Below are 11,771 nucleotides of genomic sequence, written 5' to 3' on the forward strand. Positions count from 1 at the left end.
CCTCGCGCACAAGCGCGCGGAGCCCGGCGAGGAACCCCACGATCTGCTGTCCGCGCTGATCGCGGTGCGCGGGGAGGCCGGCGAGGAGAAGGACGACCGGCTCAGCGAGGACGAGTTGATGTCGCTGGCGTTCCTCATCCTCTTCGCCGGATACGAGAACACCGTGCAGGTCATCGGCAACGCGGTCCTCGCGCTGTTCCGCCATCCCGCCCAACTGGCCGCGCTGCGGGCGGAGCCGGGCCGGATCGGGGCGGTGGTCGAGGAGATCTTCCGTTACGACGGTCCGGCGATGCTGGCCCTGCGCCGGTTCCCCGTCGAGGATCTGACGATCGGCGGGGTGAGGGTCCCGGCGGGGGAGACCGTCATGCTCGCCCTCTCCTCCGCCAACCGCGACCCGGGCCGCTACCCCGACCCCGACAGTTTCGATCCGGACCGTGACACCTCGGGCCATGTCGCGCTCGGGCACGGTATCCACTACTGCATCGGGGCGCCCCTGGCACGCCTGGAGACCGAAGTCGCCCTCACCGCGCTGCTGGAGCGCTTTCCCCGGCTCGCACTGGACGTCGACGAGCGCGAGTTGCGCCGGCGGCCGTCCACCCGCGCCCGGGGGCTGGTCGCCCTTCCGGTGCGCTACTGAAGCGAAGACCCGCGCCCGGTGCGGCTGCCTGGCGCGGCTGCCCGGAGCGGGCCGGCGCCGTCGCGCGCGGGGTCGCCCGGCGCCGTAGAAGAGGGTGCGGACATCCCGTCCGAACCGAACGAAAACCCTGACCGAGGCTACGAATATTCGGTCGAGCAAGGCCCGGTGGTGCTGTTAGCTTGATCGCGTGGCGACAACGAAACTCAATCAGATCATCGCCGTCGAGAAGGGCGTGAAGTCCAAGGCGCACCAGGACCTGACGGCGGCCCACCACGGGCTCCAGAAGCCCGCGCTGCTCGCCGGTATTTCGCGCACGTACCAGCCGAAGGACGAGGAGGGCGAGCAGCTGCCGCCGGAGTCCACGCGGGTCCAGGTCAAGGCCGAGGATGTGCTGCGCGAGACGGCGAGGACGCTGACCAGGCTCTTCGACGTGACCGCTACCAAGGACTGGGCGAACTGCGAAGCGCGCGCCGATGTGACGGTCGACGGCCGGGTGCTGGTGAGTGCGGTGCCGGTGGCGTATCTCCTCTTCCTGGAGAAGCAGTTGACGGACCTCAACACCTTTGTCCGCAAGCTTCCGGTGCTGGACGCCTCGGAGTCCTGGACGCAGGACCCGTCGACCGATGCCTGGAAGACGGAGGCCGTGCGTACGCTGCGGACGAAGAAGGTCCCGCGTAACCATGTGAAGGCAGAGGCGACCGAGAAGCACCCGGCGCAGGTCGAGGTGTACTACGAGGACATACCGGTCGGCTACTGGACGACGGTGAAGTTCTCCGGCGCGCTGCCGGCCCGGCGGGTGAACGAGCTGCTGGAGCGGGTGGAGAAGCTCCAGCAGGCCGTGAAGTTCGCGCGCGAGGAGGCCAATGGCGCGGAGGTCACCGACCAGCGGGTGGGTGATGCGGTGTTCGGCTACCTGTTCGGGTAGCCTCCATACTCCCCGTTCGCGCATTGAGCGTGGGCGGGGTGCGCGAGGAGCGCAAGCTGAAACTGAGGCTTGTCGTGATTGCGCGGTTCCAGTGGAGGTTCGAATCCTCCCCGCGGCACTACGAAGCACACAGTGCGGGTCGCGGTAGCCCAAGCCAGGCAGAGGCAGACCGCCGTCAAACTCAGACTATTGCTCCAGATTCAGTATTCGCCGCCGATCGTCGGATCGACCGGGCCCGAGCCCTGGGACGTCGAAGTGCCGGTTCAAGTCCGGCCCGCACAGCTCGATGTGCGGTGGTCCAAAGGCAGGACGCGACGACATGACGACTGACTCGGGTCCTCAAGCGTGCCGACGTGCTGTATGGGTGGCACATCAAGGGCCCGGAGGTCGGCTACGCCTCCGGGCCCGCTCCCATGTCCGGACACCTCGATCACCCCTGACGCCCGATGGCGGCCTGCTGTCGTCTTCGGCGCGTTCCGTCCCTGACCCGGCCCTGATTTCGGTAGCGTGACCGCCGTTTCACGACACCTCACGGGCTGGCGTTCGGCGAGGGAACACCGGTGCCGTGCCGACGAGTTGGAGGGTGCCATGGTGGTTAACAGCGGACCGGTGGGCAGTGCGGCGAGTACGGCCGGTGCGATCGGCGCGGCCGGTGCGACCGAGGGGAACACCAAGGGGAACACGAAAGGGTGCGCGGACGCCGCGCGGCGGGCGCGGGGTGCGATGGCACTGGCGGGATGTCTCGCCGCGGTCGCCACCGTGCCGTCATCGGCGAACGCCACACCCGGCAGCGGCGTCTCGGGCACGGTGCTCGCCCAGGGTTCGTCCGACGCGCCCCTGAGGCTGCGTTCCAAGGGCCGTACGGATGTCGTCGTCAGCACGATCACCATCGACCCCGGTGGTTCCACCGGCTGGCACCACCACGCGGGGCAGCTCCTGGTCGTCGTCAAATCGGGGACGCTGACGCGGACCCTCAGGGATTGTTCCGTGGAAGTGTCCCCCGCCGGATCCGCCTTCATAGAGCCCTCTGGCCGACGGCACCGGCACATAGGACGCAATCTCGGCACCGAGCCGGTGGTGCTCTACGCGACCTATCTGGTGCCGAAGGGCGATCCGCTGTCGGAGGACGCGGAGGCACCGTCCTGCGCGGGTGAGTAGCGGCGGTACCGGGCGGGCGCGGGGTGTTGCGCTGGGGGCGGTTCAAGGCAGTCGTGCGCCGGGCGGCGCTCTGATGCGCGGGTCTGGCCGATGATGGACCCGTGCGACTCGAAGCGATCACCTGGGAGCGGCTGACCGACGCCGTCGCCGACAGCATCCTGGACGCCGGTCCGGAGATCGGGCAGGAGAACAGTCCGGGGGCCGGGCCGGGGGCTGGTCAGGGGGCCGGGAACGGGAAAGGGAGCCCCTGGCTGCGCGTAGCCGTGGACGGGGCTCCCGCCGCGCGCCCCGGGGAACTCGCCGCGCGGATCGAGGAGGCGCTGCGGCTGCGGGGGCGCGGTGTCCTCGCCATCGGCACCGACGGTTTTCTGCGGCCCGCTTCCCTGCGGTACGAGTACGGGCGCGAGGACCCCGATACGTACTACAGCGGCTGGTTCGACATCGGCGCGCTGTGGCGGGAGGTCTTCGGGCCGCTGGAGCCGGACGGCAGCGGGCTCGTGCTGCCCGACCTGTGGGATCCCCGCACCGACCGGGCGACCCGCAGCCCGCGGAAGGCGCTGCCGCCGGGCGGGGTGCTGCTGCTGTACGGGCCGCTTCTGCTCGGGCACTGGTTTCCGTTCGACCTGACCGTGCATCTGCGGCTGTCGCCCGCGGCCCTGCGACGCCGTACCGACGCCGGCGACCACTGGACCCTCCCGGCGTTTCAGCGGTACGAGGAGGAGGTCGATCCGGCGGGCACCGCCGATGTGCTCGTACGCGCCGACGGCCCGCGTCGTCCGGCGTGGGGCGGGATGGGGTAGCCGGGGCGGCGGTCGGGTCAACCGGCCCAGGGACGGCACCGGGTGGCACCGGACGGCACCGGGCGGCTGGGTGGGGCCGGTGGGGTCGGGGGCACCCAGGAGACCGGTGGAGCAGGGGGGCCAGTGGGGTTGGTCGGGCCGGCAGGGCGCCGGAGCCGGTGTCCCCTGTCCCCGGCGGGCCGGGTCCGCGGTGGGCCGGGTCCGCGGTGGGGGGCCCGCCGCCGTCACCGGTCACAGCGCCGCGGCGATCCGGGCGGCCAGGCGCACATTTCCGCGTACCGCCGACACATTGGCCTCCAGCGATGCCCCATCCGTCCGGCGCGTCAGAAAGTCCAGCAGGAACGGCGTGACGCCCTGCCCGACGATGCCCCGCTCCCGGCACTCGTCCAGCGCCTCGCCGAGCACCCGGTCGTGCAGGGCCGGATCGAGTTGCTCCGACTCCGGGACCGGGTTGGCGACGACGAGCGCCGACTCGGGGGCGCCGAGCGCCTCGCGCGCGTGCACCACCTCCGCCACCTCCTCCGGTGAGTGGACCGTCCAGTCGACCGGCTCCCCGGAGGCCGCCAGATAGAAGCCGGGGAATCGGTCCGTCCCGTACCCGAGGACGCTTACCCCCAGGGTCTCCAGCCGCTGGAGCGTCGCCGGAACGTCCAGAACCGACTTCACTCCCGCGCACACCACCGTGATCGGCGTCTGCGCCAGGACCCGAAGATCCGCCGACTCGTCCTGTGAGTGCGTCCATTCGCGGTGCACCCCGCCGAGCCCTCCGGTCGCGAAGACCCGGATTCCGGCCCGTGCGGCCAGGAAGGCGGTCGCCGACACCGTTGTCGCCCCGCTCGCCAGCGCCGCCACGGCGGGTGCGAGGTCCCGCCGGCCCAGTTTGCGTACGCCGTCCTCATGGGCGACCCGCTCCAGCCGGTGCTTGTCCAGGCCGATATGGATCCGGCCGTCGAGCACGGCGACCGTGGCGGGGACGGCGCCCTCGGACCGCACCAGCCCTTCCAGCTCCGCCGCGACGGCCAGATTGCGCGGCCGGGGGAGGCCATGGGCGATGATCGTGGACTCCAGGGCAACGACCGGCCGGTGTGCGGCGAGCGCTTCACTTACTTCCTCGGACATCTGAGTGAGCAGCATGTCCCAACCCTGGCACGCACGGATGCCGCTCAAACCCTCACATCGCCGTATTCGCACAGCCCACGCCCCGGTTGGCCTGGGTGTCGTGGATGAGTCGGCGCAGTCGGCGGAGCCAGCGGAGTCAGCGACGAGACGGTTCTACGACGATCTGGCGGCCGACTACGACCTGATGTACGCGGACTGGGACGTGAACATCGCCGAGCAGGGCGCTCACCCAGGACGTGACATCCGACCTGGTGACGGCGGCGGGTTTCATCGACCCCGTCTGGTACGACCCGGACCGCTCGGGCTTCTTCCAGCCCCTCCTGAGGGCACGCACGGCGGCTGCGTCCGCGCCCTGACCCCGACCGCCCGCGCTGTGGGTCGACCGCCCGCGCGGCGGGTCACCACCCTGTGGGGCGACCGCCCGCGCCGCGGGTCCGGGCCGAGGGCGCGGCCCGGTCCCGGAGGTGACCACTTCCGGGGCCCGGTCCGGTCAGCCCGTACGGGGGCGGGCACATCAAGTCCCGCCGGCGATCGCCCGGCGCATCGCCAGGCCGGCCATGGGGATCAGCAGACACGCGCCGGCCACGTTCAGCCAGCCGTATCCGGCCTGCGCGACGATCAGGCCGGCGAAGACGCCGCCGATGCCCGCCGCCGCGTTCATGACCATGTCGGACAGGCCCTGTGCGGCGGCGCGCGCGGGCTGGGGCACGGCGTCGGTGAGCAGGGCGGAGCCGGAGACCACGCCCGCCGACCAGCCGAGGCCGAGGACGAACAGCCCGGCTGCGGTCTGGGTGTGACTCGACCCCGCCGTACCGGCCAGGAGGGCCGCCAGGGAGAGGAGCCCGGCGGTGAGCCCGATCACCGCGAGGCGGCCGAACCGGTCCGTCAGCCAGCCCATCACGGGGGAGAACGCGTACATGCCCGCGATATGGACGCTGATGACCAGGCCGATCAGCTGGATGCCCGCGCCGTGGTGGCTGAGCGCCACCGGGGTCATTGACATGATCCCCACCATCGCCGTGTGTGAGACGGCGACGGTGACCAGCGCGAGCCGCGCCATCGGCGACTCCCGTACAGCCCGCATCCCGGCCCGCAGTGAGTGGCTGTCGGCGGAGGGCTCGGCGGGGGCCAGCGCACGGGCGGTCGTCAGCGGATCGGGCCGCAGCAGCACCTGAACCAGGATGCCGGAGACGATGAAGACACCGCCCGCCCAGAGGAACGGGCCCGCCTCGGCCGGGATGCCGAGCCCGGAGACGCTGCGGCCCGCCGGGGCCGCGACATTGGGGCCGAGCACCGCACCGATCGTGGTGGCCCAGACGACGAGGGAGATCGCCTGCCCGCGCCGCTCCGGCACGGCCAGATCGGCCGCGGCGAACCTCGCCTGGAGGTTCGCCAGGGACGCCGCGCCGAACGCTGCCATACCGGCGAGCAGCAGCGGAAAGTTCTCGATGACGGCTGCCAGCACCACCACACCCGCGCCCGCCGCGCCGATCGCATAGGCGAGGACGAGTCCGGGCCGGCGACCGCGCGCGGTCATCAGCGCGGCGAGCGGCGCGGACAGCAGCGCCGTCCCGGCCACATTCGCGGTCGACGCGAGTCCCGACAGCGCTTCGGACCCGCTGACCCGCTGTGCCAGCACCGCGGCCAGCGCCACCCCGATCGCGATGCCGAGTCCGCCGAGGATCTGACTGGCCACGAGGACGGCGGTGACCCGTCGGCGCAGCGCGGGCAGCTCGTCGTCGGACACCGGGCGGAAGGCCGGAGTCCGGTCGGTCGGGGTCCCGGTCGCGGGGGACCCGGACCGGGATGGCTCCCCGTCGGATATGTCGGATGAGTCAGAGCTGGTGATCACTTGCGTAGTGTGCCAGCTCGTACTTTCGTACGACAGTGGCGCCCGGTCATGCCCGGTCATGCATGGCCATGCCCGGACCCGCTGGCTCGCCCTCTCGCCGGCACCGGACAGGGCCCTCGCCGGGCACCGGCCAGGGCAGCGGGTCCCCCGGCCCGGCCGTCCCACACCCCGGCACCCATGAACGCACGGGCCTGCGGGCCGACGGGCCTGTGGGCTCACGCGCATATGGGAGCCCAGGCGCATGGGCGCCCGGCCCCAGGTGCCCCCAGGGGCCTCCGGAGGCCCCGGGCTCAGAACAGCGGCTCCGGAAGCACTCCCTCCAGCGCCAGCAGCTTCCGCTTGGTCTCCAGTCCGCCGCCGAAGCCGCCCAGCTTGCCGTCCGTCTCCACCACCCGGTGGCACGCCACCACCACCGGGAGCGGATTCGAGCCCATCGCCGCCCCCACGGCCTGCGCCGCCCCGGGCCGGCCGACCCGGGCCGCCAGCTCCCCGTACCCCACGACCGAGCCGTAGGGAACACCGGCCGCCAGCTCCCGCAGCACCTCGCGGTTGAACCCGCCCGACAGCGACCAGTCGAGCGGCAGCGCGAACTCGCGCAGCTCACCCGCGAAGTACGCGTCGAGCTGGCGTATCGGCTCGGCGAGCGGGCTCGGCGCACCGGCGGTCACCGAGACCTCGACGGGGTCGGCACCGAGCCGGCCGGCCAGCTCGCGCAGCGCCTTGTCCCGGACGGCCCGGTCGGCATGGAAGACCACGCTGACCAGGCCCCGGTCCGTCGCGGCGAGAAGCAGCGGCCCGATGGCCGTGTCCACGACGGTCCACTCGAAGCTCTTCATGGGGACAACCGTACGACCGGCCACTGACAATGCCCGCCGGGCGCCCTCCCGGGCACCCGGCGGGTCACCGCCGGCGTCGGGTGATCAGCTCACGGCGTCGCGCACGATGTCCGGGTTGTTGGTGATGATCCCGTCCACCCCGAACCCGTCGACCCGCGTTGCGCCGGCCGCGTCGTTCACGGTCCAGGTGTGGACCTGGAGGCGCTTGCCGTGCGCGCCCTTGAGCCGCTGCACAGCGGCCACATAGTCGGCCGTGATCGTCGTGTGGGCGGGGTTGATCTGGTCGGTGAAGGCCGCGTAGGCAGGCAGCTCGGCGACCGCGGGCGTACCGAGGAACCCGGTGACGACGTCCGGCCGCTGCTGGTGGACGGCCTTCACGCTGTCCGCGCCGAAGCTCTGGATCACCAGCTTCCGCTTGACGTGCGAGCGGTCGAGCCAGCCCTCCTCGCGGAGCACCCTCAGGGTGTCCTTCTCGATGCCCGGGTACAGTTCGGGCCGCTTGATTTCGAGGAGCAGCTTCTGGCCATTGTGGTCTACCCGGTTCAGATACTGCTTGAGGGTCGGAACGCGCGCGCCCGCCCACTTCTCACCGAACCAGCTGCCCGCGTCCAGCGTGGCGATCTCGGCCGCGGTGAAGTCCTTCACCTTCCACGGCGCGCGCTCGGGGAAGCGCTGCTCGACATCGGTCGTCCGGGCCAGGGCGTCGTCGTGCATGACGACCAGCTCGCCGTCCTTGGTGCGCTGGACGTCGTTCTCGACCCAGGAGAAGCCCATGTCATCGGCGAGATCGACGGCGGCCAGGGTGTTCTCGGGCGCATAGGCGGAGGCACCCCGGTGCGCGATGACGAGCGGGTCGCCACCCCGTCCGGCGGATGCGGCGGCCGGGACAGCGGGCGTGGCGGCGGCCGGAGCGGGGTTGGCCTGGGCCAGGGGGGCGGACACCAGTGTCGCGCCGATTCCCAGCAGTGCGGCGGCAGTTGCTGTGACGGGACGTACGTACACCTTGACTCCTCACGCGTCGGTAAACGGTGTGGTCAGAGTGACACCTGTAGTCGAACGTCGCAGTGGGGAAGTGTGGCCAGAAAGTGAATTGGCTGCGCCGGGGCTGCGCCAAGTGACGCATTCCGTAGAAGTGGATCATCCCTCGAATGTTTGATAAATGGTGGCCAGGCCATACTCTCGCCCCTTGAACAGACGTTCCATCATTGGGTCAGGGGATCACTGCCGGGGTCGCCGGGACGCGCGGGGCGAAGAGCGAAGGACGAACGGAATGCAGGGAACACTCGACGGCTTCAGCTATGGCCTGGTCACACCCGTGGCCGCCTATGTGATGGCCTGTCTGGGAGCGGCGCTGGGCCTTCGCTGTACGACGAGGTCGGTGCGCAACACGGACTCGTTCAAACCGGGGTGGCTGCTCCTCGGCGCCACCTCGATCGGCTCCGGTATCTGGACCATGCACTTCATCGCCATGATGGGCTTCACGGTGGCGGAGACCCCCGTCACCTACGACCGGCCGATCACCTTCGCCAGTCTCGCCGTGGCGATCGTCATGGTCGGCATCGGGATCTTCATCGTCGGCTACCGGGGCGCGACCGTGATGTCGCTCATCACGGGCGGCACCATCACCGGCCTCGGTGTGGCCTCCATGCACTACCTGGGCATGGCGGGCATGCGGATGCAGGGGAGCATCGAGTACAGCATTCCGGTCGTCGTCCTCTCCGTCGTGATCGCCGTCGTCGCCGCGACCGCCGCCCTCTGGGCCGCGGTGTCGGTCCACGGCTTCATGGCGAGCCTCGGCGCCAGTCTGGTGATGGGCGTCGCGGTGACGGGCATGCACTACACCGGGATGGCCTCGGTCAGCGTCCAGCTGCATCACGCCGCCGACGGCGCGGGCGTCGGTGAATCGCCCGCCACCCTGCTCGCGCCGATGCTGATCGGACCCGTGGTCTTCCTGCTGCTCGCCGGGGTGGTCGTGATGTTCGACCCGCTGCTGGTGATGGGGGAGCCCGACTGGCAGAAGCCGGCCAGGAGCGCGCCGGTCGAGCCCGGGGTCCCGGCCCAGCGGGCCGTGGTGCCGCCGCCCCCGTTCGGCAATGCGTCCGCGAGCTGGTCGACCGATGACCCGCCGCGCCGACAGCCCTCCCGTACCGACGGCTGGTGACCTGCTGACCAGCGGCGATCCCGGCACCGGGCCATCGTGCCCGGCCGGGCACCGGGGCTCGGGAGACGCCCCGGAGCCGCCCGGGAGCCGCTTCGCGGCCCCGTTGTCAGTGGGGGGTCGTACGGTGGTTCCATGCGGCCCGTTTCCCAGATCGAACGTACGGTGGCGCCTTTCGAGGTCGTCAGTCACTTCCAGCCCAGCGGCGACCAGCCCACGGCCATCGCCGACCTGGAGCGCCGTATCCGCGCGGGCGAGAGGGATGTCGTCCTGCTCGGCGCCACCGGCACCGGCAAGTCGGCGACCACCGCGTGGATGATCGAGAGGCTCCAGCGCCCCACCCTGGTGATGGCGCCGAACAAAACCCTGGCCGCCCAGCTGGCGAACGAATTCCGCGAGCTGCTGCCGAACAACGCGGTCGAGTATTTTGTTTCGTACTACGACTATTACCAGCCCGAGGCGTACGTACCGCAGTCGGACACCTATATCGAGAAGGACTCCTCGATCAACGAGGAAGTCGAGCGGCTGCGTCATTCCGCGACCAACTCCCTGCTCACCCGCCGCGATGTGATCGTCGTCGCCTCGGTCTCCTGTATCTACGGCCTCGGCACGCCACAGGAGTACGTCGACCGCATGGTGCCGCTCAAGGTCGGCGACGAGATCGACCGGGACCAGCTGCTGCGCCGCTTCGTCGACATTCAGTACACGCGCAATGACGCGGCGTTCGCGCGGGGCACCTTCCGGGTCCGCGGCGACACCATCGAGATCTTCCCGGTCTACGAGGAGCTGGCCGTCCGCATCGAGATGTTCGGCGACGAGATCGAGGCCCTGTCCACCCTCCACCCCCTCACCGGCGAGATCCTCAGCGAGGACCGGGCGCTGTACGTCTTCCCGGCGAGCCATTACGTGGCGGGCCCCGAGCGCCTGGAGAAGGCGGCCCGCGGCATCGAGACGGAGCTGGACCGGCGTCTCGCCGAGCTGGACAAGCAGGGCAAGCTGCTGGAGTCCCAGCGACTGCGCATGCGCACCACCTACGACCTGGAGATGATGCGCCAGATCGGCTCCTGCTCCGGCATCGAGAACTACTCGATGCACTTCGACGACCGCGACCCCGGCTCGCCCCCCAACACCCTCCTCGACTACTTCCCCGAGGACTTCCTGCTGGTCATCGACGAGTCGCATGTCACCGTCCCGCAGATCGGCGCGATGTACGAGGGCGACGCCTCGCGCAAGCGCACGCTCGTCGAGCACGGCTTCCGGCTGCCGTCCGCGCTGGACAACCGGCCGCTGAAGTGGGAGGAGTTCACCGAGCGCATCGGCCAGACGGTCTATCTGTCGGCCACCCCGGGCACCTATGAACTCTCCCGCGGCGACGGCTTCGTGGAGCAGATCATCCGGCCCACCGGCCTGGTCGACCCCGAGGTCGTCGTCAAGCCCACCGAGGGCCAGATCGACGATCTGGTGCATGAGATCCGGCTGCGCACCGAGAGAGCGGAACGGGTACTGGTCACCACCCTCACCAAGAAGATGGCCGAGGACCTCACGGAGTACTTCCTGGAACTGGGCATCCAGGTCCGCTATCTGCACAGCGACGTCGACACCCTGCGCCGGGTCGAGCTGCTGCGCGAGCTGCGCGCCGGTGAGTACGACGTCCTGGTCGGCATCAATCTCCTGCGGGAGGGCCTCGACCTGCCCGAGGTGTCCCTGGTGGCGATCCTCGACGCCGACAAGGAGGGCTTCCTGCGCTCCGGCACCTCGCTGATCCAGACGATCGGCCGCGCGGCGCGCAATGTCTCCGGCCAGGTCCATATGTACGCGGACAAGATCACCCCGGCGATGGAGAAGGCCATCGACGAGACCAACCGCCGCCGGGAGAAGCAGATCGCGTACAACACGGAGAGGGGCATCGACCCGCAGCCGCTCCGCAAGCAGATCAACGACATCGTCGCCACCATCGCACGCGAGGAGATCGACACCGAGGAGCTGCTCGGCACGGACTACCGCAAGCCGAAGTCGGGGAAGGCGGCCAAGGCCGCGGTCCCGGCGCTCGGCCGCGAGGGCCGGGGCGCCAAGCAGGGCGAGGTGCTCAGCGACCGCCCCGCGGCCGAACTGACCGGGATCATCGAGGAGATGACCGAGCGGATGCGGGCCGCCGCCGCCGACCTCCAGTTCGAGGTGGCCGCCCGGCTGCGGGACGAGGTCGGCGAGCTGAAGAGGGAGCTGCGCCAGATGAAGGAGGCGGGCATCGCCTGACGCGACCAGGCCCGGCACGGGTGTCCCGGGCCG

General features: G+C 70.7%; 10 protein-coding genes. 6 read left to right on the forward strand and 4 right to left on the reverse strand.

All coding sequences use genetic code 11. The annotated features are described in order from the left end of the window. From ACWF94_RS19595 to ACWF94_RS19610, 4 genes are all read left to right on the forward strand, one after another. The coding region (locus ACWF94_RS19595; protein WP_453489565.1) for a cytochrome P450 at window positions 1-637 on the forward strand (637 nt) is incomplete at its 5' end. A 187-nt stretch (window positions 638-824) separates the two neighbouring features. Continuing rightward, on the forward strand, window positions 825-1,562 hold the full coding sequence (locus tag ACWF94_RS19600; RefSeq protein WP_453489568.1) for a DUF7873 family protein: 738 nt from the start codon (window positions 825-827) through the stop codon (window positions 1,560-1,562). 588 nt (window positions 1,563-2,150) lie between these two features. Continuing rightward, entirely contained in the window at window positions 2,151-2,720 is a 570-nt protein-coding gene (locus tag ACWF94_RS19605; protein ID WP_453489571.1) for a cupin domain-containing protein, read from the forward strand. A 101-nt stretch (window positions 2,721-2,821) separates the two neighbouring features. Next, a complete protein-coding gene (locus ACWF94_RS19610; RefSeq protein WP_453489574.1) occupies window positions 2,822-3,520 on the forward strand; it encodes a uridine kinase in 699 nt (232 codons plus the stop codon). Between the two features lie 231 nt (window positions 3,521-3,751). On the opposite strand, the gene ACWF94_RS19615 is transcribed toward ACWF94_RS19610, so the two are convergent. The 4 genes from ACWF94_RS19615 to ACWF94_RS19630 form a co-directional block, all read right to left on the reverse strand. Beyond that, window positions 3,752-4,654, reverse strand: a complete 903-nt coding sequence (locus tag ACWF94_RS19615; protein ID WP_453489577.1) for a pseudouridine-5'-phosphate glycosidase — start codon at window positions 4,652-4,654, stop codon at window positions 3,752-3,754. Between the two features lie 499 nt (window positions 4,655-5,153). After that, a complete protein-coding gene (locus tag ACWF94_RS19620; protein WP_453489592.1) occupies window positions 5,154-6,386 on the reverse strand; it encodes an MFS transporter in 1,233 nt (410 codons plus the stop codon). A 395-nt stretch (window positions 6,387-6,781) separates the two neighbouring features. Further along, window positions 6,782-7,327 (reverse strand): methylated-DNA--[protein]-cysteine S-methyltransferase, encoded by a 546-nt coding sequence (locus tag ACWF94_RS19625; RefSeq protein WP_453489580.1) that lies wholly within the window; start codon window positions 7,325-7,327, stop codon window positions 6,782-6,784. Window positions 7,328-7,411: 84 nt separating this feature from the next. Beyond that, complete coding sequence (locus ACWF94_RS19630) at window positions 7,412-8,329, reverse strand: glycerophosphodiester phosphodiesterase (protein ID WP_453489583.1); 918 nt, start codon at window positions 8,327-8,329, stop codon at window positions 7,412-7,414. Window positions 8,330-8,597: 268 nt separating this feature from the next. On the opposite strand from ACWF94_RS19630, the gene ACWF94_RS19635 reads away from it, so the two are divergent. Together ACWF94_RS19635 and uvrB are read left to right on the forward strand one after the other, a co-directional pair. Then, window positions 8,598-9,488, forward strand: a complete 891-nt coding sequence (locus ACWF94_RS19635) for an MHYT domain-containing protein (RefSeq protein ID WP_453489586.1) — start codon at window positions 8,598-8,600, stop codon at window positions 9,486-9,488. A 132-nt stretch (window positions 9,489-9,620) separates the two neighbouring features. After that, entirely contained in the window at window positions 9,621-11,738 is a 2,118-nt protein-coding gene (gene uvrB / locus ACWF94_RS19640; protein WP_453489589.1) for an excinuclease ABC subunit UvrB, read from the forward strand. Window positions 11,739-11,771 lie beyond the last annotated feature (33 nt).

This window comes from Streptomyces sp. NPDC055078 (genome assembly GCF_053607985.1).